21 protein-coding genes are annotated in these 22,489 nt (G+C 66.1%); 11 read left to right on the top strand and 10 right to left on the bottom strand.

Translation table 11 applies throughout. From position 1 onward, the window contains the following. The 6 genes from RT97_RS07700 to RT97_RS07725 all read left to right on the top strand — a co-directional run bounded on the left by RT97_RS07700 (nt 1) and on the right by RT97_RS07725 (nt 7,206). Complete coding sequence (locus RT97_RS07700; RefSeq protein WP_042578197.1) at nt 1–786, top strand: TrmH family RNA methyltransferase; 786 nt, start codon at nt 1–3, stop codon at nt 784–786. Nucleotides 787–924: 138 nt separating this feature from the next. Beyond that, nucleotides 925–2,118 carry a glutamine-hydrolyzing carbamoyl-phosphate synthase small subunit gene (gene carA / locus RT97_RS07705; protein ID WP_042578198.1) on the top strand — a complete coding sequence of 398 codons (1,194 nt, stop codon included), beginning with the start codon at nt 925–927 and terminating at the stop codon, nt 2,116–2,118. Next, complete coding sequence (gene carB, locus RT97_RS07710) at nt 2,111–5,359, top strand: carbamoyl-phosphate synthase large subunit (protein ID WP_042578199.1); 3,249 nt, start codon at nt 2,111–2,113, stop codon at nt 5,357–5,359. The genes carA and carB overlap by 8 nt, the downstream gene beginning before the upstream one ends. A gap of 8 nt (nt 5,360–5,367) precedes the next feature. Then, nucleotides 5,368–6,237, top strand: coding sequence for a Kdo hydroxylase family protein (locus RT97_RS07715; protein ID WP_042578200.1), 870 nt, complete (start codon nt 5,368–5,370; stop codon nt 6,235–6,237). Between the two features lie 64 nt (nt 6,238–6,301). Then, nucleotides 6,302–6,778, top strand: a complete 477-nt coding sequence (gene greA / locus RT97_RS07720; protein WP_042578201.1) for a transcription elongation factor GreA — start codon at nt 6,302–6,304, stop codon at nt 6,776–6,778. An 11-nt stretch (nt 6,779–6,789) separates the two neighbouring features. Next, the gene (locus RT97_RS07725; RefSeq protein WP_042578202.1) at nt 6,790–7,206 is read left to right on the top strand and encodes a DUF4149 domain-containing protein; all 417 of its coding nucleotides are present in this window, start codon (nt 6,790–6,792) and stop codon (nt 7,204–7,206) included. A 37-nt stretch (nt 7,207–7,243) separates the two neighbouring features. Here the strand turns inward: RT97_RS07725 and RT97_RS07730 are convergent, their stop codons facing one another. Continuing rightward, nucleotides 7,244–7,963 carry a hypothetical protein gene (locus RT97_RS07730; protein ID WP_042578203.1) on the bottom strand — a complete coding sequence of 240 codons (720 nt, stop codon included), beginning with the start codon at nt 7,961–7,963 and terminating at the stop codon, nt 7,244–7,246. Nucleotides 7,964–8,004: 41 nt separating this feature from the next. Then, entirely contained in the window at nt 8,005–8,484 is a 480-nt protein-coding gene (locus RT97_RS07735) for a YhbY family RNA-binding protein (RefSeq protein ID WP_042578204.1), read from the bottom strand. Nucleotides 8,485–8,572: 88 nt separating this feature from the next. Between RT97_RS07735 and RT97_RS07740 the strand changes: the two genes are divergently transcribed. The 5 genes from RT97_RS07740 (at nt 8,573) to RT97_RS07760 (ending at nt 14,069) form a co-directional block, all read left to right on the top strand. Further along, entirely contained in the window at nt 8,573–9,241 is a 669-nt protein-coding gene (locus RT97_RS07740; RefSeq protein WP_042578205.1) for an RlmE family RNA methyltransferase, read from the top strand. 167 nt (nt 9,242–9,408) lie between these two features. Further along, nucleotides 9,409–11,325, top strand: coding sequence for an ATP-dependent zinc metalloprotease FtsH (gene ftsH, locus RT97_RS07745; protein WP_042578206.1), 1,917 nt, complete (start codon nt 9,409–9,411; stop codon nt 11,323–11,325). 118 nt (nt 11,326–11,443) lie between these two features. After that, the gene (gene folP, locus RT97_RS07750) at nt 11,444–12,256 is read left to right on the top strand and encodes a dihydropteroate synthase (protein WP_042578207.1); all 813 of its coding nucleotides are present in this window, start codon (nt 11,444–11,446) and stop codon (nt 12,254–12,256) included. Continuing rightward, the gene (gene glmM / locus RT97_RS07755; protein WP_042578208.1) at nt 12,253–13,590 is read left to right on the top strand and encodes a phosphoglucosamine mutase; all 1,338 of its coding nucleotides are present in this window, start codon (nt 12,253–12,255) and stop codon (nt 13,588–13,590) included. Before folP ends, glmM begins: the two co-directional genes overlap by 4 nt. Beyond that, nucleotides 13,587–14,069 carry a GNAT family N-acetyltransferase gene (locus RT97_RS07760; protein WP_042578209.1) on the top strand — a complete coding sequence of 161 codons (483 nt, stop codon included), beginning with the start codon at nt 13,587–13,589 and terminating at the stop codon, nt 14,067–14,069. The genes glmM and RT97_RS07760 overlap by 4 nt, the downstream gene beginning before the upstream one ends. 82 nt (nt 14,070–14,151) lie before the next feature. On the opposite strand, the gene RT97_RS07765 is transcribed toward RT97_RS07760, so the two are convergent. The 8 genes from RT97_RS07765 to RT97_RS07800 all read right to left on the bottom strand — a co-directional run bounded on the left by RT97_RS07765 (nt 14,152) and on the right by RT97_RS07800 (nt 22,466). Then, complete coding sequence (locus RT97_RS07765) at nt 14,152–15,423, bottom strand: acyl-CoA dehydrogenase family protein (RefSeq protein ID WP_042578210.1); 1,272 nt, start codon at nt 15,421–15,423, stop codon at nt 14,152–14,154. Between the two features lie 37 nt (nt 15,424–15,460). Next, nucleotides 15,461–16,567, bottom strand: a complete 1,107-nt coding sequence (locus RT97_RS07770) for a phosphotransferase (protein WP_042578211.1) — start codon at nt 16,565–16,567, stop codon at nt 15,461–15,463. A 1-nt stretch (nt 16,568) separates the two neighbouring features. After that, the gene (locus RT97_RS07775) at nt 16,569–17,288 is read right to left on the bottom strand and encodes a Crp/Fnr family transcriptional regulator (protein ID WP_042578212.1); all 720 of its coding nucleotides are present in this window, start codon (nt 17,286–17,288) and stop codon (nt 16,569–16,571) included. Nucleotides 17,289–17,349: 61 nt separating this feature from the next. Beyond that, nucleotides 17,350–18,129 carry an oxepin-CoA hydrolase, alternative type gene (locus RT97_RS07780; protein ID WP_042578213.1) on the bottom strand — a complete coding sequence of 260 codons (780 nt, stop codon included), beginning with the start codon at nt 18,127–18,129 and terminating at the stop codon, nt 17,350–17,352. Between the two features lie 33 nt (nt 18,130–18,162). Continuing rightward, nucleotides 18,163–19,683, bottom strand: a complete 1,521-nt coding sequence (locus tag RT97_RS07785; protein WP_042578214.1) for a 3-hydroxyacyl-CoA dehydrogenase — start codon at nt 19,681–19,683, stop codon at nt 18,163–18,165. A 146-nt stretch (nt 19,684–19,829) separates the two neighbouring features. After that, nucleotides 19,830–20,987 (bottom strand): MFS transporter, encoded by a 1,158-nt coding sequence (locus tag RT97_RS07790; protein WP_042578215.1) that lies wholly within the window; start codon nt 20,985–20,987, stop codon nt 19,830–19,832. Between the two features lie 4 nt (nt 20,988–20,991). Next, entirely contained in the window at nt 20,992–21,999 is a 1,008-nt protein-coding gene (locus RT97_RS07795; RefSeq protein WP_013541706.1) for a D-2-hydroxyacid dehydrogenase family protein, read from the bottom strand. A 101-nt stretch (nt 22,000–22,100) separates the two neighbouring features. Further along, nucleotides 22,101–22,466: a hypothetical protein gene (locus tag RT97_RS07800; protein ID WP_042578216.1), complete on the bottom strand. Its 366-nt coding sequence runs from the start codon at nt 22,464–22,466 to the stop codon at nt 22,101–22,103. Nucleotides 22,467–22,489 lie beyond the last annotated feature (23 nt).

Consider the following 22,489-nt stretch of genomic DNA (forward strand, 5'->3'; position numbering starts at 1 on the left):
ATGACCACCGACACCGGCGCGAGCCACATCAGCTCGCGCGACAACCCGTTGCTCAAGGACCTGCGCAAGCTCGCCCAGGATCCGGGTGCCTACCGCAAGCTGGGGCGGATCTGGCTCGAAGGCGATCACCTGTGCCGGGCGGCGCTGGCGCGCGGCGTCAGGCCGGCGATCGCGGTGTTCTCCGAGTCCTTCTGGCCGACTGCCCCAGCCGAATGGGGCGCGAGTGCTATCAAAACCGTAGTCGTCGCCGACGATCTGCTGCGCGGCGTCAGCGGGCTGGAGTCGCCAGCGCCAATGGGCTTCGTGCTCGACCAGCCGGCGCGGCCGGAGTTGATCCCCGATGCCCCGAGCGTGGTGCTCGATCGACTTCAGGATGCCGGCAACGCCGGCTCCATCCTGCGCAGCGCGGCCGCTTTCGGCTTTACCCAAGTGATCGCCCTCAAGGGCACCGCCGCGCTGTGGGCGCCGAAGGTGCTGCGCGCCGGCATGGGCGCCCATTTCGGGCTGCGGCTGATCGAAGGCGTCGAAGCCGATGCGTTGGGCGCGCTGCAGATCCCCTTGGTCGCGACCAGTTCGCACCGCGGCGAATGGCTGCACGAGGCCCGCTTGCCGCACCCCTGCGCTTGGCTGATGGGCCACGAAGGGCAGGGCGTTTCTCCCGCGCTGGAAGCCCGGGCGACCCATCACATCCGAATTGCCCAGCCCGGCGGCGAGGAGTCGCTCAACGTGGCCGCGGCCGCCGCGATCTGCCTGCATGCAAGCGGAGCGGCCCTTCGGGCCGGATAGGCCCTCAGTCCGGGCTACAATCGGGGGCTTACTCGCAATAGCGTCGCCCGGCCGCCTTTAACGCCAAAATCCCCTTGAAGCAAGTCCGCAGGCAACGCGCCTGGGGCTCCGGGCGACCGTAACCATCCGGAGAACCCAGTGCTTTTGTCTCTCAAGGGAAGTTTCCCGCCCGCCATCCTGGCGCTCGCAGACGGCACGGTCTTTCAAGGCAATTCGATCGGGGCCAGCGGCTCCACGACCGGTGAAGTGGTGTTCAACACCGCCATGACCGGTTACCAGGAAATCCTCACCGACCCGAGCTACTGCCAGCAGATCGTGACCCTCACGTATCCGCACATCGGCAACTACGGCGTCAACGGGGAAGACATCGAAGCTGACAAGATCCATGCCGCGGGCCTGATCATCAAGGACCTGCCCCTCGTCGCCTCCAACTTTCGCCAGACCGCCACGCTGAGCGAATACCTCGTGGCTGGCAAGACGGTGGCCATCGCCAACATCGACACCCGCAAGCTCACGCGCCACCTGCGAACCCACGGCGCGCAGAACGGTTGCATCCTGGGCTTGGCCGAAGGCGAAGCCGTGACGCAGGCGCTGATCGACAAGGCCATCGCCGCCGCCAAGGCCGCGCCAAGCATGGCGGGCCTGGACTTGGCCAAGGTGGTGTCGGTCAAGCAGACCTACGAGTGGACCGAGACCGAGTGGAAGCTGGGTGCAGGCTACGGCGTGCAGATCACGCCGCAGTTCCACGTCGTGGCCTTCGACTACGGTGTGAAGAAGAACATCCTGCGCATGATCGCCCAGCGCGGCGCGCGCATCACCGTGGTCCCGGCGCAAACGCCCGCGGCCGACGTGCTCAAGCTCAAGCCCGATGGCATCTTCCTGGCCAACGGCCCCGGTGACCCGGAGCCCTGTGACTACGCCATCAGCGCCGTCCGGGAACTGATCGAGACCGGCATTCCCACCTTCGGCATCTGCCTCGGCCACCAGATCATGGCGCTGGCTTCGGGCGCCAAGACCTTCAAGATGAAGTTCGGCCACCACGGCGCGAACCATCCGGTGAAGGACCTGGACAACGGCCGCGTGAGCATCACCAGCCAGAACCACGGCTTCGCGGTGGACGAGAAGTCGCTGCCGGCCAACCTGCGTCCCACGCACATCAGCCTGTTCGACAACACGTTGCAGGGCCTGGCGCGCACCGACAAGCCCGCGTTCTGCTTCCAGGGCCACCCGGAAGCCTCGCCGGGCCCGCACGACATCGGCTATCTGTTCGATCGCTTCACGGCACTCATGGAAAAGAACAAGACGGAAAAGACGGAGAGCAAGAATGCCTAAGCGCACAGACCTCAAATCGATCCTCATCATCGGCGCCGGCCCCATCATCATCGGCCAGGCCTGCGAGTTCGACTACTCCGGCGTGCAGGCCTGCAAGGCGCTGCGCGAAGAGGGCTACAAGGTCATCCTGATCAACAGCAACCCCGCGACGATCATGACCGACCCGGCTACGGCCGACGTCACCTACATCGAGCCCATCACCTGGCAGACGGTTGAAAAGATCATCGCCAAGGAACGCCCCGACGCGATCCTGCCGACCATGGGCGGACAGACCGCGCTGAACTGCGCGCTGGACCTCTGGCGCAACGGCGTGCTCGACAAGTACACGGGCGCGTCCACCAACAAGCCGGTCGAGCTCATCGGCGCCACGCCCGAAGCCATCGACAAGGCCGAGGACCGCCTGAAGTTCAAGGACGCGATGACCAAGATCGGTCTCGGTTCGGCCCGCTCGGGCATCGCCCACTCGATGGACGAAGCCTGGGCCGTGCAGAAGACGCTCGGCTTCCCGACCGTGATCCGCCCCAGCTTCACGCTCGGCGGCACGGGCGGCGGCATCGCCTACAACCCCGACGAATTCGAGACCATCTGCAAGCGCGGCATCGAAGCCTCGCCCACGAACGAGCTGCTGATCGAAGAATCCCTGCTCGGCTGGAAAGAGTACGAGATGGAGGTCGTGCGCGACAAGGCCGACAACTGCATCATCGTCTGCTCGATCGAAAACCTCGACCCGATGGGCGTGCACACCGGCGACTCGATCACCGTGGCGCCCGCACAGACGCTCTCCGACAAGGAATACCAGATCCTGCGCAACGCCTCTCTGGCCGTGCTGCGCGAGATCGGCGTGGACACCGGCGGCTCGAACGTGCAGTTCTCCATCAACCCGAAGGACGGCCGCATGGTCGTCATCGAGATGAACCCGCGCGTCTCGCGTTCGTCGGCGCTGGCCTCCAAGGCCACCGGCTTCCCGATCGCCAAGGTCGCGGCCAAGCTGGCCGTGGGCTACACGCTCGACGAGCTGCGCAATGAAATCACCGGCGGTGCCACGCCCGCGTCGTTCGAGCCGTCGATCGACTACGTGGTCACCAAGATCCCGCGTTTCGCGTTCGAGAAATTCCCGCAGGCCGATTCGCGCCTCACGACGCAGATGAAGTCGGTGGGCGAAGTGATGGCCATGGGCCGCACGTTCCAGGAATCGTTCCAGAAGGCCCTGCGCGGCCTCGAAGTGGGCGTCGATGGCCTGAACGAAAAGACCCAGGACCGCGAAGTGCTCGAGAAAGAACTGGGCGAGCCCGGACCCGAGCGCATCTGGTACGTGGGCGACGCCTTCGCCATGGGCCTGAGCGTCGACGAAGTGTTTGCGCTGACCAAGATCGACCCGTGGTTCCTGGTGCAGATCGAAGAGATCGTGAAGATCGAGCTCGAACTGGAAACCAAGTCGCTGGACGACATCGACAAGGACACGCTGCTCGCGCTCAAGAAGAAGGGCTTCTCCGACCGCCGTCTCGCCAAGCAACTCAAGACCTCCGATACGGCCATCCGCGAGAAGCGCCGTGCCCTGGGCGTGCGCCCGGTCTACAAGCGCGTGGACACCTGCGCGGCCGAGTTCGCGACCAACACGGCCTACATGTACTCGACCTACGAAGACGAGTGCGAAGCCGATCCGACGGACAAAAAGAAGATCATGGTGCTCGGCGGCGGTCCCAACCGCATCGGCCAGGGCATCGAGTTCGACTACTGCTGCGTGCACGCCGCGCTCGCGATGCGCGAGGACGGCTACGAGACCATCATGGTCAACTGCAATCCCGAGACCGTGTCGACCGACTACGACACGTCCGACCGCCTGTACTTCGAGCCGCTCACGCTCGAAGACGTGCTGGAAATCGTCGACAAGGAAAAGCCGCTCGGCGTGATCGTGCAGTACGGCGGCCAGACGCCGTTGAAGCTCGCGCTCGACCTCGAAGCGAACGGCGTGCCGATCATCGGCACCTCGCCCGACATGATCGACGCGGCGGAAGACCGCGAGCGCTTCCAGAAGCTGCTGCACGAGCTGGGCCTGCGCCAGCCGCCGAACGCCACCGCGCGCACCGAACCCGAAGCGCTCGAGAAGGCTGCGGCATTGGGCTATCCGCTGGTGGTGCGTCCGAGCTACGTGCTCGGCGGCCGTGCGATGGAAATCGTCCACGAGCAGCGCGACCTCGAGCGCTACATGCGCGAAGCGGTCAAGGTGAGCAACGACTCGCCGGTGCTGCTCGACCGCTTCCTGAACGACGCCGTCGAGTGCGACGTCGACTGCATCCGTGACGGCGAAGGCGCCACGCTGATCGGCGGCGTGATGGAACACATCGAACAGGCCGGCGTGCACTCGGGCGACTCCGCCTGCTCGCTGCCGCCGTACAGCCTGAGCGCCGACACCATCGCCGAGTTGAAGCGCCAGAGCGCCGCCATGGCGGCCGCCCTCAACGTGGTGGGCCTCATGAACGTGCAGTTCGCGATCCAGCAGAAGGACGGCAAGGATGTCATCTACGTGCTGGAAGTGAACCCGCGCGCGTCGCGCACCGTGCCCTACGTGAGCAAGGCCACCGGCATCCAGCTGGCCAAGGTGGCTGCACGCTGCATGGCCGGCCAGTCGCTCGCGTCGCAGGGCGTGACCAAGGAAGTGACGCCGCCGTACTTCAGCGTGAAGGAAGCCGTGTTCCCGTTCGTCAAGTTCCCGGGCGTGGACACCATCCTCGGCCCCGAGATGAAGTCGACCGGCGAAGTGATGGGCGTGGGCAAGACCTTCGGCGAGGCCTTCGTGAAGTCGCAGCTGGGCGCGGGCACGCATCTGCCGAAGTCGGGCAAGGTCTTCATCTCGGTGAAGAACAACGACAAGGCGCGCGCCGTCGAAGTGGCACGCGGCCTGGCCAAGCTGGGCTTCGAGCTGATCGCCACCAAGGGCACGGCCGCCGCCATCGCCGCCGCGGGCATCGAATGCGCTACGGTGAACAAGGTGACCGAAGGCCGCCCGCACATCGTGGACATGATCAAGAACAACGAGATCGCGCTGGTCATCAACACGGTGGAAGAGCGCCGCAACGCGATCACCGATTCGCGGCAGATCCGCACCTCGGCGCTGCTGGCCCGCGTGACGACCTTCACCACGATCTTCGGCGCCGAAGCCGCGGTCGAAGGCATGGGCTTCATGGATGAACTGGGCGTGATCTCGGTGCAGGAGATGCACGCGCAGCTCGCCGCGGCCTGAACGCCATCATGGAAACGCAGCTCGTCGAACTCGACCTCCACGACTGGAACGCGGCCACGCCCAACGAGGCGTGGATCGCGGAGCTGGAAGCGGGCAAGGTGCTGTACTTTCCGCGCCTGGGCTTCGAGCTGTTGCCCGAAGAGCGCAGCCTGCTCACGCCGAGCCTGCTGTCGCCGGACGTGCGGAACATCAGTCTCGATGCCAACGGCAAGCTCAAGGGCGCCGTCGGGGACGAGGCAGTGCAGCGCACGGCGGCGGCGATGGTGGGGCGGTTTCGTGCGCAGGCGCAGCAATTGATCCACGGCCTATTGCCGCACTACACGCCGGCCCTGCGGCTGGCGCCCACGAGCTACCGGCCGGCGCAGGTCGAGACGCGCGTGCAGTCGTGGCGTGCTGACGACCGTCGGCTGCACGTCGATGCGTTTCCTTCGCGGCCCAATTACGGCGAGCGCATCCTGCGTGTGTTCACCAACGTCAATCCCGAGGGCGCGCCGCGCGTGTGGCGCGTGGGCGAGCCGTTCGAGGACATCGCCAGGCGCTTCCTGCCGCGGGCCAAGCCGTACGTGCGCTGGCAGGCGAAGCTGTTGCAGGCGCTGCACGTGACCAAGTCGTTCCGCAGCGAGTACGACCACCTGATGCTTCAGCTGCACGACGGCATGAAGTCGGACATGTCGTACCAGGAAACGTCGCCGCAGGAGAAGGCCGAGTTCCCGCCCGGCTCGGTGTGGGTTTGCTTTTCCGACCAGACTTCGCACGCCGTGATGGCGGGCCAGTACATGCTCGAGCAGACCCTTCATCTGGCCGCTTCGAAGCAATACAATCCCGACTCGAGCCCGCTCGCCATCCTGAGCCGGCTGACCGGACGCAATCTCGTCTGATCTGTCCCCCCAATCGACCGCCGAACGGCATCGTTCGGCGGTTTCGCTTTATGGAGAACCAAACATGGCCACCATTCCAATCACCAAGCGCGGTGCCGAAAAGCTGCGCGCCGAGCTGCACCAGCTCAAGACTGTCGACCGCCCCTGGGTCATCAACGCGATTTCCGAAGCCCGCGCGCAGGGCGACCTGAGCGAGAACGCCGAGTACGAAGTCGCCAAGGACCGCCAGGGCTTCATCGAAGGCCGCATCCAGGAGGTCGAGGGCAAGCTCTCGGCCGCGCAGATCATCGATCCGACCGAGCTCGATGCCGGCGGCAAGGTGGTGTTCGGCTCGACCGTGGAACTCGAGGAAGAAGAGTCGGGCGAAGCCGTCAAGTACCAGATCGTGGGCGAGGACGAGGCCGACCTGAAGCTGGGCCTCATCAACATCTCCAGCCCGATCGCCCGCGCGCTGATCGGCAAGGAAGAGGGCGACACCGCCGAAGTGCAGGCTCCGGGTGGCCTGAAGCGCTACGAGATCGTGGCCGTTCGCTACCTCTGACCGGTTCTTCGATGAAAGACCGCCTGGCTTTGCTGCTGGCCGCCTTCTGGTGGGGCAGCCTCACGACGATCGGTTTCCTGGTGGTGCCGATGCTGTTCGCCAAGCTCGGCAATCCGGCGGTCGCGGGCAATTTCGCCGGCCAACTGTTCGAAGCGCAGAGCTGGGTCGCCATTGGCTGCGGCCTGATCCTCTTGATTCATTTCCGAAGCAAGGCCGATGAGCGTATGGACGCGGCCACGATGACGTCCATTGGCATCGTCCTCGGCGCCCTGCTGCTGGCGCTGCTCCAGCAGTACGCCGTGGCGCCGCGCATCCTGGCGCGGGACAATCTCAAGCTGTGGCACGCCGTCGGCAGCGGCATGTATGTCGTGCAATGGGTCTGCACCTTGGCGCTGCTCTGGCGGATGGGCGCTCGGCCCGCTCGCTGAAAAGCGGCGATGGCGGCTTTCGCCGCCATCTGCACACTCACTCTTTCCAGAATTTCGCGACCCAGTTCGCGGGCCGGATGTAGCGGAACGCGCGATTGCGCCGTCCCGCCAGCGCATCGGGCGGATTGCACTCGCCATGAAAAATCATGATGCGTGCGCCCTCGGGGACGAAGGGCTCTTCCCAGTAATTCGTCGGCCAGGTCGGGATGCCGTGGTACTTGAAGCTCGGGCACCAGGCCTCGGGCCAGTAGCAAAGCTTGCCCTGCTTGTGCAGGAAGTCCGACAGGTAGGCCTGCTCGTTGCGGTGTTCGGCCTGCACCTTGTCCATGTTGGCGCGGAAATTCGCCAGCACGTCGGCATGCGCGCCCAGCTCGAAGCGGTAGACCGAAGAGTTTCCGGTGATCCGCTCGCGCCGCCAGGGGCGGGCGTAGTCGTGAATGATCAGGAACTCGCCAGGCTGTTCGAAGAAGGCGTCCAGGCTGCCCACGACGACCACGTCGACGTCCAGGAAGAGGGCGGTGCCGCGCAGGCCGTGCAGGTCCTGCTCGAAGGTGGTGAGTTTTTTCCAGGCGCCGTCGCGCTGGCCGGGGGCCAGTTGCAGGTTCAGCGGCGGAATCGGCAGGCACGTCACCTCGGGGCGGATGCCCGTGCCGTCATCGGTCAGGCAGACGAACTTGAAGTCGCCGCTCAAGTTGCGGCGGACCATCGCGTAGAGGCGGTTGACGTATTCGGGGCCGTATTTCGTGCCCCATTTCATGCAGAGGATATGGCGCTGGGCGCCTTGCGCTGCCACCCAGCTCAATCCGACTGGTTGCGCTTCTTGGCCGACAGCGGCCGCTTGGCCTTGGCGCGCTTGATGGTGCCGCCAGGGGTGAGGCGTTGGTTGCCGAGCACGCGCAGAGTCTTGATTTCGGGGCGCTGGCCGCCGCGCTTGCTGTACTTCAGGACCTTGACGTCGCGCGGGCCGGGCATGCGGTCTTCATCGATCACACGCTCCTTTTCAGGCTTCGGGCGCCACAGCACCAGGAGCTTGCCGATGTGCTGGATCGGGGCGGCATCGAGCTCTTCGGCGAGTTCGCGCAGCATGGCGTCGCGGGCAAGGCGATCGTCCGAGAAGACGCGGACCTTGATCAGGCCATGGGCCTTGAGCGCGGCGTCGGCTTCTTTTTTCACGGCAGGGGTGAGCCCGTCTCCACCGACCATGACGATCGGATCCAGGTGGTGAGCTTCGGCGCGGTGCACCTTGCGCTCGGCAGGGGTAAGTTGAATGGCGGGCATCCCCGTATTATCGAGGGTAGAAAGCACCCCCCGAGCCGCCGGGCCGTTCCCAAGGCGAATACCGCAGTGCGGAGCACGGAGGTTTCTGATGAACACCAAAGCAAAAAGCAAAAAAGTCAACAAAGCCTGGCTTCACGATCACATCAATGATCCGTACGTGAAATTGGCCACGCGGGAGGGGTATCGCGCCCGCGCCGCCTACAAGCTCAAGGAGATCGACGAGTCGCTGGGGCTGGTCAAGCCGGGCCAGTTGGTGGTCGACCTGGGCTCCACACCGGGGGCCTGGAGCCAGTATCTGCGGCGGCGCATGTCGCCCGAAGGCGCGGCAGTCGGAACGCTGAACGGCACGATCATCGCGCTCGACATGCTGGCCATGGAGCCCATCGAGGGCGTTACCTTCCTCCAGGGGGACTTCCGCGAGGCGGAGTTCCTGGAGCAGGTGCTGGGTGTGCTGGCAGGCAGAAAGGCCGATTTGGTGGTCTCGGACATGGCACCCAACCTGTCGGGCATCCATTCGGCAGACGGCGCCCGCATTGCGCACCTGATCGAGCTGGCAGTCGACTTCGGCCAGCACCACCTCAAGCCCGAGGGGGCGCTGGTGGCCAAGCTTTTCCATGGGGGCGGCTACGACGAGTCGGTCAAGCTGTTCAAGGCCAATTTCCGCACCGTCAAGCCGTTCAAGCCCAAGGCTTCGCGCGACAAATCAGCAGAGACCTTCCTTGTCGGGATGGGTTTGAAGACCCTGGATACGCATTGATACCTTGCCGCCAAGGGGCGTCAGGGGGCGCAAACCCTTGTCAGGCTATGGCTGCTTTAGGGAAATGCCCGTTTTTCGCAGCTTGAAAAGCCTAAAATGGGGCGCAATTGCGTACCCATAGCGCGTTTTTTCATATCCTCGTCACGCGCTTTCGACTGGAGCTTCGTTTGAACAATCAGTGGTTTTCCAAAGTTGCCGTATGGCTCGTCATTGCCATGGTGTTGTTCACTGTGTTCAAGCAGTTCGACACCCGCGGTGGTGTCGGCTCTGGCGCAGTCAGCTACTCCGAGTTTCTCGACCAGGTCCGCAGCAACCAGATCAAGAGCGCTGTCATCCCTGAGGGCGCTGGCGGCGGCGAAATCATTGCCGTCACCAACGACGACCGAAAGATCCGCACGACCGCGACGGTCCTTGACCGCGGCCTCGTGGGCGACCTGATCGACCACAACGTCAAGTTCGACGTCAAGCCGCGCGAAGAGGGCTCGCTCCTCATGACGCTCTTGGTGAGCTGGGGCCCCATGCTCCTCCTGATCGGCGTCTGGATCTACTTCATGCGACAGATGCAGGGCGGCGGCAAGGGCGGGGCGTTCAGCTTCGGCAAGAGCAAGGCCCGCATGATGGACGAGAACAACAACACGGTCACCTTCGCCGACGTCGCTGGCTGCGACGAGGCCAAGGAAGAAGTCCGCGAAGTCGTCGACTTCCTGAAGGACCCGCAGCGCTTCCAGAAACTTGGCGGCCGCATTCCGCGCGGTCTGCTGCTGGTCGGCCCTCCCGGCACCGGCAAGACCCTCTTGGCCAAGTCGATCGCCGGCGAAGCCAAGGTTCCCTTCTTCTCGATCTCCGGCTCCGACTTCGTTGAAATGTTCGTCGGCGTGGGCGCTGCGCGTGTCCGCGACATGTTCGAGAACGCCAAGAAAAATGCACCCTGCATCATCTTCATCGACGAAATCGATGCGGTGGGCCGTCAGCGCGGCGCCGGTCTCGGCGGCGGCAACGACGAGCGCGAGCAAACCCTGAACCAGATGCTGGTCGAGATGGACGGTTTCGAAACCAACCTCGGCGTGATCGTGGTGGCTGCGACCAACCGTCCGGACATCCTGGACGCCGCGCTGCTGCGCCCCGGCCGTTTCGACCGCCAGGTGTACGTGACGCTACCCGACATCCGCGGCCGCGAGCAGATCCTCGGCGTGCACATGCGCAAGGTCCCGCTGGGCCAGGACGTGAACCCGAGCGTGATCGCCCGCGGCACGCCCGGCATGTCCGGCGCCGACCTGGCCAACCTCTGCAACGAAGCCGCCCTGATGGCTGCACGCCGCAATGCGCGCGTGGTCGAGATGCAGGACTTCGAGAAGGCCAAGGACAAGATCTTCATGGGTCCCGAGCGCAAGAGCATGGTCATGCCCGAGGAAGAGCGCCGCAACACGGCTTACCACGAGTCCGGCCACGCCCTCATCGGCAAGCTGCTGCCCAAGTGCGACCCGGTCCACAAGGTCACGATCATTCCGCGCGGCCGCGCCTTGGGCGTGACCATGAGCCTGCCGGCGCAAGACCGCTACAGCTACGACCGCGAATACATGCTCAACCAGATCAGCATGCTGTTCGGTGGCCGCATCGCCGAAGAAGTGTTCATGCACCAGATGACCACCGGCGCCAGCAACGACTTCGAGCGTGCGACCTCCATCGCCCGCGACATGGTCACGCGCTACGGCATGACCGATGCGCTGGGCCCGATGGTCTACGCCGAGAACGAAGGCGAAGTGTTCCTTGGCCGCTCGGTCACCAAGACCACGAACATGAGCGAACAGACCATGGAAAAGGTCGACGGCGAAGTGCGCCGCATCATCGACGAGCAGTACGCCCTGGCGCGCCGCCTGATCGAAGAGAACAGCGACAAGATGCACGCGATGGCCAAGGCGCTGCTCGAATGGGAAACCATCGACAGCGAACAGCTCGACGACATCATGGCCGGCCGCGCACCGCGTCCGCCCAAGGACTGGACGCCGCGCACTCCTCCTTCGGGCAGCGGTGGCAGTGGCGGCACGCCGGCCGTCAATACCGACCCGGCGCCGACCGCCGCTTGAGGTGGGCTTGATACCAAGCAACAACGGGGCCTCTGGCCCCGTTTTCCATGGTGAGCCCGGTGCAGGAGCGGTCTGGCAGACGTCGCGCTTCAGGATTGACCTCGCCCAGCCGCGCGTGATGGGCATCGTCAACGTCACGCCCGATTCCTTTTCCGATGGCGGCGCGCATGCCTCCACCGAAGCCGCGCTGCGGCATTGCGAGCAGTTGCTGAACGAGGGCGCCGACATCCTCGACATCGGCGGTGAATCGACCCGCCCCGGCAGCCCCGCCGTGCCGCTCGATGCGGAATTGGCACGCGTGCTGCCCGTGGTGCGCGAGGCCGTGAAGCTGAACGTGCCGCTCTCCATCGACACCTACAAGCCCGAGATCATGCGCGCCGTGCTCGACCTGGGCGCGGACATCGTCAACGACATCTGGGCGCTGCGCCAGCCCGGCGCGCGCGAAGCCGTCGCGGCGCATCCCTCTTGCGGCATCTGCCTGATGCACATGCACCGCGATCCGCAGACGATGCAGGCCGTGCCCATGCAGGGCGACGTGATCCCCGAAGTGATGGCGTTCTGGGCGGAGCAGGTGGCGCAGCTTCGCGCGCTGCAGATCGATCCGTCGCGCGTCACGCTGGACCCAGGCGTCGGCTTCGGCAAGACCGTTGCGCAGAATTTCGCCTTGCTGGGACGGCAGCGAGAGCTGCTCGACGCCGGCTACCCGTTGCTGCTGGGCTGGTCGCGCAAGTCGTCGATCGGCGCGGTCACCGGCATCGAGGCCGCGGGCGAGCGCATCGTGCCGAGCGTTGCAGCGGCAGTGCTGGCCGTGGACCGCGGCGCCGCCGTGGTGCGGGTGCACGACGTGCGCGACACGGTGGCGGCCCTCGCCGTATGGCGCGCGATGAAAGCGTCAGAACAACCACAACAAAGAAAAGAGGAAACCCCATGACCCGCAAATACTTCGGCACCGACGGCATCCGCGGCACGGTCGGCCAATCGCCCATCACGCCCGACTTCGTGCTGCGTCTCGCGCACGCCGTGGGCCGCGTGCTCAAGAAGAGCCAGTCGCGCCCCACGGTGCTGATCGGCAAGGACACCCGGATTTCCGGCTACATGCTCGAATCGGCGCTCGAATCGGGCTTCAACTCGGCCGGCGTCGACGTGGTGCTGCTGGGCCCGCTGCCCACGCCGGGTGTGGCGTACCTCACGCGGGCGCAGCGCGCCAGCCTGGGCGTGGTGATCAGCGCGAGCCACAACGCCTTTCCGGACAACGGCATCAAGTTCTTCAGCGCGCAGGGCACCAAGCTCGACGATGCCTGGGAGCTGGCGGTCGAGGCGGCACTCGAAGAGGCGCCGGTGTGGGCCGCTTCCGCCGACATCGGCAAGGCGCGCCGCCTGAACGATGCGCCCGGCCGCTACATCGAGTTCTGCAAAAGCACCTTCGCCAACGACCTCACGCTGCGCGACATGAAGCTCGTGGTCGATGCGGCGCACGGTGCCGCCTACCAGGTGGCGCCCAATGTGTTCCACGAGCTGGGCGCCGAAGTGACAAGCATCGGCTGTGCGCCCGACGGGCTCAACATCAACAAGGGCTTCGGCGCGACCCACCCCGAAGCGCTGGTCGCCGCGGTGACGGCGCAGAAGGCCGACTACGGCATCGCGCTCGACGGCGACGCCGACCGCCTGCAACTGGTCGATGCCAGCGGCCGTCTCTTCAACGGCGACGAACTGCTCTACCTGATGGTGGCCGAGCGCATCGCGCGCGGCGAAAAACCGGTGGGCGTGGTCGGCACGCTCATGACCAACAAGGCGGTGGAAGTCGCGCTGCGCCGCCAGGGCATCGAGTTCGTGCGCGCCAAGGTCGGCGACCGCTACGTGCTCGAAGAGCTCGACAAACGCGGCTGGATCCTTGGCGGCGAAGGCTCGGGCCATCTGCTCGCGCTCGACCGGCACACCACCGGCGACGGCATCGTGAGCGCGCTGCAGGTGCTGCAGGCGTGCGTGCGCAGCGGCAAGACGGTGGCGCAGCTGCTCGAAGGCGTCACGCTGTTCCCGCAGACGCTGATCAACGTGCGCCTCGCGCCCGGTCAGGACTGGAAGAGCAACAAGGCGCTGGCCAGCGAAACCCAGCGCATCGAGGCCGAGTTGGGCGACGGGGGCCGCGTGCTCATTCGTGCGAGCGGCACCGAGCCGCTGGTTCGCGTGATGGTCGAGGCGCGCGACGCGGCGCAGTCGCAATCGTGCGCAAAGCGCCTCGCTGCCACGCTGGAGCCGGCGCAATGAGCGTCGAGACCCTGATCGCGGACTACGGCAATGCCGCGCAGGCCGCGGCGCTGGTCGAGCTGCTCGACGCCTACGCCCGCGATCCGGCCGGTGGCGGCACGCCGCTGGCTGCCGCCGTGCGCGAAGGCCTGCCGGCCGCGCTGGCGGCACGTCCGCAGGCCTTCAGCGTGCTGGCCTTCGATGGCGACACGCCCGTGGGCCTGATCAATTGCATCGAGGGCTTCTCGACCTTCGCCTGCAAGCCGCTGGTCAACGTGCACGACGTGGTCGTGCTGCCCAGTCATCGCGGCCAGCGCGTGGCGCAGCAGATGTTCGCGCGGGTTGAGGAGGAGGCGCGGAGGCGGGGCGCCTGCAAGCTCACGCTCGAAGTGCTGTCGGGCAACGCATCGGCGCTGCGCTCCTATGAGCGCGAGGGTTTCGCCGGCTCCCAGCTCGATCCGGCTTTCGGGCACGCGGTCTTTCTTCAGAAGAAGCTCTGAAAAGGAAAGGGCCGAGGCGAATTGATCGCCATCGGCCCTCACCCAACCCTCTCCCCGAGGGGAGAGGGTGCAAGACGACGAATCAGAAGCGCGTGACGGGCGCCTCGGCGTCGGTCTTGCTGGGCGCGTACTTGCCCAGCTCCCACTTCGCGATCGCATTGCGGTGCACTTCGTCCGGGCCGTCCGCGAAGCGCAGCGTGCGCGCGCCGGCATAGGCGTAGGCGAGCGGGAAGTCATCGGACATGCCGCCGCCGCCGTGGACCTGCATCGCCCAGTCGATCACCTGGCAGGCCATGCTCGGCGCGACCACCTTGATCATCGCGATCTCGTTCTTGGCGACCTTGTTGCCGGCCACGTCCATCAGCCAGGCGGCCTTGAGCGTGAGCAGGCGCGCCATGTCGATCTTGCAGCGCGCTTCGGCGATGCGCTCCTGCGTCACGGTCTGCGAGGCGACGGTCTTGCCGAAGGCGACGCGCGAGGAGGCGCGCTTGCACATCAGCTCGAGCGCGCGCTCGGCCAGTCCGATCAGGCGCATGCAGTGGTGGATGCGTCCCGGGCCAAGGCGGCCCTGGGCGATCTCGAAGCCGCGGCCTTCGCCCAGCAGGATGTTGTCGACGGGCACGCGCACGTTCTCGAAATACATCTCGACGTGGCCGTGCGGCGCGTCGTCGTAGCCCATCACGTTGAGCGGACGCACGATGCGGATGCCCTTGGCATCGGCCGGCACGATCACCATGCTCTGCTGCGAGTGGCGTGGCGCGTCCGGATCGCTCTTGCCCATGGTGATGAAGACGGCGCAGCGCGGATCGGCAGCGCCCGAAATCCACCACTTGTGGCCGTTGATCACGTACTCGTCGCCCTGGCGTTCGATCCGGGTCGAGATGTTGGTGGCGTCGCTCGATGCCACGTCGGGTTCGGTCATCGCGAAGGCCGAGCGGATCTGGCCTTCGAGCAGCGGCTTGAGCCAGCGCGCCTTGATCTCCTCGGAGCCATAGCGGGCGATGGTTTCCATGTTCCCGGTGTCGGGCGCAGAGCAGTTGAAGGCTTCGCTCGCCCATGGCACCGCACCCATGATTTCGGCCAGCGGCGCGTATTCCTGATTCGTGAGGCCAGCGCCCGCGTAACCCGAGGCCGAGGCGCTGTCGACCGGCAGGAAGAGGTTCCAGAGGCCCTGGGCCTTGGCCTTCTCCTTGACCTTCTCCACGGTCTTCAAGGCGGTCCATCGCTTGCCGGCAGCGGTGTTCGCAGCAAGTTCGGCGCTGTACTCGGCCTCTGCCGGGTAGATGTTTTCATCCATGAACGCCTTGACGCGCTTTTGCAGTTCCTTGGTCTTGGCCGAATATTCGAAGTCCATGCTGTCTCCTGGTGGGGTTGTCGGGGGAGGTGCCTGGTTACGCCTTTTGGGCGAATTGCCAGGCCATCTCGGCCATCGGTCTCGCGCCGCGTGCTGACGCCACGGCTTGCTCGCTCGATGCGGTACCGGCCTCGACCCGCTTCGCGATGCCCTGCAGGATTGCAGCCATGCGGAACAGGTTGTAGGCCTGATAGAAATTCCAGTCCGGCGCCAGCGCCTCGGGCGTGCTGATGCGCGTGCGCTCGCAGTAGCGGGCGATGTATTCGCTTTCGGTGGGAATGCCCAGCGCAGCCACATCGACGCCGCCGATGCCGCGGCCGGTGGTGGGGGGCATGTGCCACGACATGCAGTGGTAGCTGAAGTCCGCAAGCGGATGGCCCAGCGTGGAGAGCTCCCAGTCCAGCACCGCGATGATCCGCGGCTCGGTGGGGTGGAACATCACGTTGTCCAGGCGGTAGTCGCCATGGACGATCGAGACCTTGCTCTCGTCGCGCGCGCTTGCCGGCATGTGCGCGGGGAGCCAGTCGATCAGGCGCTCCATGGCCTCGATCGGCTGCGACAGTTCGCCGGCGCCGTCGGCAGAGGCCTTGTATTGCTTGCTCCATCGGCCGATCTGGCGCTCGAAGTAATTGCCGGGCTTGCCGTAGTCGGCCAGGCCTCGCGCTGCGAAGTCGACCGTGTGAAGCGCCGCGATGACGCGGTTCATCTCGTCGTAGTAGGCCGCGCGCTCGGCGTTGCTGAAGTCGGGCAGCGACTGGTCCCAGAGTACCCGGCCCTGCATGAACTCCATCACGTAGAAGGCGCGTCCGATGATGGATTCGTCCTCGCACAGGCAGTGCATGCGCGGCACGGGCACGTCGGTGCCCTGCAGGCCGCTCATGACCTTGAACTCGCGCTCCACCGCATGCGCCGAGGGCAGCAGCTTGGCGACCGGGCCGGGCTTGGCGCGCATCACGTAGCTTTGCGACGGCGTGACGAGCTTGTACGTCGGGTTCGACTGACCGCCCTTGAACATCTCGACGGTCAGCGGCCCTTTGAAGCCTTCGAGATTCTTTTCGAGCCAGGCGGCGAGCACCTCGATGTCGAAGGCGTGCTGCTGCGACACCGCGCGGGTGCCGACGAAGTTGGAGAAGTCCTGGCTCATGTCAGATATCCGCTTCCGAGACGCGCATGAGCGCGGCGCGATCCAGAACCACAAGGCCGCCCGGCTCGATCCGGATGGTGCCTTCGCGTTCCATGGTCTTGAGTTCCTGGTTGACCCGCTGGCGCGATGCGCCCAGCAGTTGCGCCAGTTCTTCCTGCGCCAGTTGCAGGCCGATGCGCATCTGGCTGCCGTCGTCCAGGTTCGGCACGCCGTAGCTGCGCACCAGGTGAATGAGTTGCTTGGCCAGCCGGGCGCGCAAGGGCAGGGTGTTGAGGTCTTCCACCAGCCCGAACAGCGTGCGGATGCGGCGCGCCTGCAGCCGCATCAGCGCCTCGTACAGCTCCACGTGCGAGTTGAGGATCTTCTGGAAGTCGGCGCGCGCCACGCAAAGGATGGTGCTGTCTCCATGCGCATAGGCGTCGTGCGTGCGCCGGTCCCCGTCGAACATCGCCACGTCGCCGAACCAGATGCCCGGCTCCACGTACGTCAGCGTCACCTGCTTGCCCGAGACGGCCGTCGAACTGACCCGCACCGCGCCCTTGGCGCAGGCAATCCAGTGTTCGGGTGGGTCGCCGCGTGCGGCGATCAGGTCGCCGTCTTTGTAGCGTTTGACGAAAGCGCATCGGAGGATGTCGTGCCGTAGCGATGGAGATAAGGAAGAGAACCAGCGACCACTGTTGATCGCTTCACGTTCTTCGATGGTAAGAATGGGGTCGTCCATTGGTCTGTCCTCTCGGCGACTGGAAAGCTGGGGGGTGTCACGGGAGCGACGCCATAAGGCGCTACTCGTACTGCGGCGGTTTCTTCTCGAGGAACGCGGCGATGCCGATGCCCGCGTTCGCATGGTGCAGGTTGCGCACGAAGTGATCGCGCTCCTGCGACAGCTGCGCGGCCAGCGTGGCGCCGCGCGCTTCGCTCAGCAGTTCCTTGATGCTGGCCAGCGAGTTCGGTGCGCGGGCGTTGAGCTTTTTCGCCAGCGACAGCGCGCCCGCCAGGGCCTGTCCGTTCTCGGTGAGCTCGTTCACCAGGCCGGCCGCATGCAGGCGCGGCGCGCCGATGCGCTCGCCGTTCATGAGCCATTCGCTGGCAAGCTGCCGCGGCAGCTGCTGCCCCAGGTGCCAGCTGAGGCCCCCGTCGGGCGACAGCGCCACGTTGCTGTAGGAGGCGGCGAACACCGCATCGCGCGCCGCCACCACGAAGTCGCAGGCGAGGGCGAGCGAAAAGCCCGCGCCGGCCGCAGCGCCTTCGACGGCCGCGATGATCGGCTTGGGAAAGGTGCGGATCGAATCGATCCAGTTGTGCAGGCCCTCGATGCTCTCGGCCTGCACCGAGCGGTCGAGTTCGCGGTTGGCCAAGAGGCGCTGCAGCGAGCCGCCGGCGCAGAACCATGCGCCTTCGCCCACGATGACGACGCTGCGGATCTCGCTGCTGCTCTCGGCGCCATTGAGCGCCTCGATGCCGGCGGCGTAGATCTCGGGGCCCAGCGCGTTGCGCTGGGTGGGATTGGCGATTGTCAGCACCATGGTGCTGCCTTCGCTCGTGCTCTTGAGTTCGGCGGTCATCGCTGTCGCGTTTCCAGTCGGTTGGTGGTTTATTTATTCTTCTTCGTGCAGCAGGCTCAGGCCCAGCGCGCCGCGGCGGCGCAGCCACGGGCTCGGGCGATAACGCGGGTCGCCGTAGACCGTCTGCAGGTTGAACAGCACCTCGAGCATGTTGGTCGGGCCGTAGAGGTTGCCCATGGCCAGGGGGCCGCGCGGGTAGCCGAGGCCCAGCTGCACGGCCGTCTCGAGGTCGGCCGGCGAGCACACGCGCTGCTGGCACATGTCGGTGGCGATGTTGACGATGGTGCCGATCACGCGCTGCGTGACGAAGCCGCCGCTGTCGCGAATCACGCTCACCGCCTTGCCGTCGCGCGCGAAGAGGGCGTGCGCGGCATCGCGGATGTCGCGGCGGGTGGCCGGGTTGGTGGCGAGCACGCGGCGCTTGGTGGCGGCGTCGTCGATCAGCATGTCGATGCCGACGGTGCGCGTGGCGTCCAGGCGCTCGACCGCCGCAACGGTGGTCACGTCGAAGCCCAGCGGGGCCACGAGGATCAGCGAGTGCGGCGCGGCCGTGGCACCGCTGTCGATCTGGGCGCCCAGCGTGTTGATCAGGCGCAGCAACTCGGCACGGCGTGCAGCGCGGGGCGAAACCCAGACTGAGGGCGTGCCGTCCACCACGGGCGCGGGGGCCTCGGGCGTCCGCTGCATCACGCCATCGGTGTAGCGATAGAAGCCTTCGCCGGTCTTGCGGCCGAGCGCGCCAGCGGCCAGGCGCTGCGCGGTGATCACGCTCGGGCGGAACCGCGGCTCCTCGAAGTACTGGTGGTAGATCGACTCCATCACCGGGTGCGACACGTCGAGCGCCGTCAGGTCCAGCAGCTCGAACGGGCCGAGGCGAAAGCCCGCCTGGTCCTTGAGGATGCGATCGATGGTCGCGAAGTCGGTGACGCCTTCGCTCACGATGCGCAGCGCCTCGGTGCCGTAGCCGCGCCCCGCGTGGTTCACGATGAAGCCGGGCGTGTCCTGCGCCTGCACCGCGCTGTGGCCCATCTGCACCGCGTAGCCGGCAAGCTGCTTGCAGACCTCGGGCGCGGTCTTGAAGCCCGCCACCACCTCGACCACCTTCATCAGCGGCACGGGGTTGAAGAAGTGAAAGCCCGCAAAGCGCTCCGGATGCGAGAGGCCGGCTGCGATGGCCGTGACCGAGAGCGACGAAGTGTTGGTGACCAGCGTGGCCGTCGGGGCCACCACGGTCTCGATTTCGCGGAAGAGCTTGCGCTTGACTTCGAGGTCTTCGATCACAGCCTCGATGACGAGGTCGCAGCCGGCGAGCGCCTGGATCGTATCGACCGCCCGCACGCGTGCGATCTGCGCATCGCGGGCCGCTGCGTCGAGCTTGCCCTTTTCGTGCAGCTTGTTCCATTGGGCGATGAGGGCTTCGCGCCCGCGTTCGGCGGCACCCGCGAAGCTGTCGAGAAGCAGCACTTCGCTGCCGGCCTGGGCGGCGATCTGCGCAATTCCGCGACCCATGGCGCCGGCGCCGATGAGCCCGATCCTTTGGTAGTTCACTGTCATTTGATGAAGATTTTCGCTGGTTGATTGGTGTGAGGGCCTGACGCGCAGGTGCTGGCCGGGGAGTGCCTGGCGAGCGTCGACAGACTCCGATTTTGCAATCTCGCGCAGGCGATGCGTCCCGGGTCTTACGCGGGGCCCGCTTTTTTTCAGGCCGGTCGACGGCTGCGGTCGATGGCCACGCTCAGGCCGATGGCGACCAGCAGCAGGGCAAGGCCGACCCGGCTCATCCACGGCGCCGCGTCGTTCGCCAGCAGCCAGCCGCCCAAGCCTGCACCGACGGCCTGGCCGATGTAGATGCCCGAACTGTTGAGCGCGACGGAGCCCGGCGCGAGCGCGGGCGCCAGGCCCACCAGCCGCGCCTGCTGCGCCGAATTGGTGGCGAAGCAGCCCAGGCCCCAGGGCACGATCACCACCGCCAGCCACGCGAGCGTGCTCGCGAACGGCCAGACGAACAGGCTGAGCGCGATCAGCGAACTCGTCAGCAGCACCATGCGGCCGGCGCCGATGCGGTCGATGTAGCGGCTGACCACCATGTTGCCGATCAGCCCGAAGGCGCCGAACAGGGCCCACATCAGGCTCAGTGTGTTGGCGTCCGCGCCGAAACTCTGCTTGAGGATGGGGCCGAAATAGCTGAACAGCACGAACTGCCCCGAGCCTTGCAGCGCCGTGACCGACACGATGCCCATCAGCACCGGGCTGCGCAGCACGCGCGACCATGCGGCGGCCGTGAGCGCGGCAGGCCGGATACCGGTGGGAAGCGTGAGCCAGATCGAGGCGGCGCTCACGACGCTCAACATTGCGATAGCGATGAAAGCCATGCGCCAGCCGAGGTGGCCGCCGATCAGCGCGCCGATCGGCAGGCCCAGCACAGACGCCATCGACCAGCCAAGGAAGACGAAGGTGACGGCGCGCCCGCGGTGTTCCGGGGGCACCAGCAGGCCGGCGCAGGCCGCAGCCTGCGGCGTGAAGATTGCCGGCGCAATCACCGTGAGCATGCGCACGGGCAGCAGGGCGCCGAAGCTTGGCATCAGTGCGCAGATGGCGTGCCCAGTGGCGTACCAGAGGAGCGTGAGGGCGAGGAGCTGGCGGCGGTCCCAGCCCGCGACCACGGCTGCCAGCAGCGGGGCACCTAGGCACATGACGATCGCTGCTGCGGTGATCAATTGGCCCGCTGTCGCGACCGCGACAGAAAGCGAGACGCTGATCTCGTTGAGCGTGCCGGGCACCACCATCACGCCGGTGCCGATCACGAAATTGCCGGCCAGCAGCGCCCAGAGCGCGCCCCGGGGCGCAGGCCGGCTCATGGATTCACCGGCGAACCTGCAGCGCGCCGGGATTCACGATATTGGTGGGGTTGCCCTTGATGAAGCTTACGACGTTGTCGAAAGCCTGGCCGAAGTAGCTCTCATAGCTGTCCTGCTCCACGTAGCCGATGTGCGGCGTGCAGATGCAGTTTTCCAGCCGCAGCAGCGCGTGGCCCTGCAGCGGCGGCTCGCTCTCGAACACGTCGATGGCTGCGAGGCCGGGGCGTCCACGATTGAGCGCGGCGAGCAGCGCATCGGCTTCGACGAGTTCGGCACGGGAGGTGTTCACGAAGAGCGCTGTCGGCTTCATGCGCGAGAGGTCTTCGAGCGTGACGAGACCGTTGGTTTCCTCATTGAGCCGCAGGTGCACCGAGAGAACATCGGCTGCGGCGAAGAACTCGTGGCGGTTCTGCGCGACCTGGAAGCCATCGGAGCGCGCCTTCGCGCAACTCGCCTCCCGGCCCCAGATCACCACCTGCATGCCGAAGGCCTGCCCGTAGCGCGCCACCAGCTGGCCGATGCGGCCATAGCCCCAGATGCAGAGCGTCTTGCCCTTGAGCACCGAGCCGAGGCCGAAATTGGGCGGCATCGAGGCCGATTTGAGGCCCGACTGCTGCCACGCTCCGTGCTTGAGGTTGCTGATGTACTGCGGCAGCCGGCGCATGGCCGCCATGATCAACGCCCAAGTGAGTTCTGCGGGGGCCTGCGGGGAACCCGAGCCCTCGGCCACCGCCACGCCGCGCTCGGTGCAGGCATTGACGTCGATGTGGCCACCGACGCGCCCGGTCTGCGAAATGAGCTTGAGCTTGGGCAGCTTCTCGATCAGCTGGCGCGATATCTGGGTGCGCTCGCGAATCAGCACGATCACGTCGGCGTCCTTGAGGCGAACCGACAGTTGCCCGATGCCCTTGACCGTATTGGTGTAGACCTTGGCCGCGTACGCGTCCAGCTTGGCGGCGCAGCGCAGCTTGCGCACGGCGTCCTGGTAATCGTCGAGGATCACAATGTTCATGGCGTGCCATTGTGCCTCGCAGCATTGGGATGTCGCGCCAGTGAACGTTTGGATACCCACCCCGGGGGCGCTCCTGGAGCGGTTCCTCGCGGGAAATTGTGTCAGTGCAGGCGCGTGGAGCGGAGCGCCGAACTCAAGCTTTCCGCCGCCTCGAGCGCCGCCAGACGGTCGAGTTCCGCGCAGACATCGGCCATGCGGCCGGAGATCACCATGCGATTGCGGTCCTTGCTTTGCCCGTCGATCACACGAACCACGCGCAGCGGGCGTGCAGGCGCTGCGACGGTTGCCGCTGGTGCAGGTGTGCTTGCGGCGCGCGCAGTGCAGGCCGGGCGCACAGCTACGTAGCGCAGTCCGGCCGCAGTGTCGCCACTGTCCCTGCGGCGAGGGCGGCGGGCAGGCATCAGGCGGCTTGCAAGCGATTGCAGCGGCATCCAGAAATCAGCGATGGCGAGGAGGGCGATTCCCATGTGAACTCCAAAAAAGTCTGAGG

Origin of the sequence: Variovorax paradoxus, from assembly GCF_000834655.1 — a bacterium.
Taxonomy (GTDB): domain Bacteria; phylum Pseudomonadota; class Gammaproteobacteria; order Burkholderiales; family Burkholderiaceae_C; genus Variovorax; species Variovorax paradoxus_F.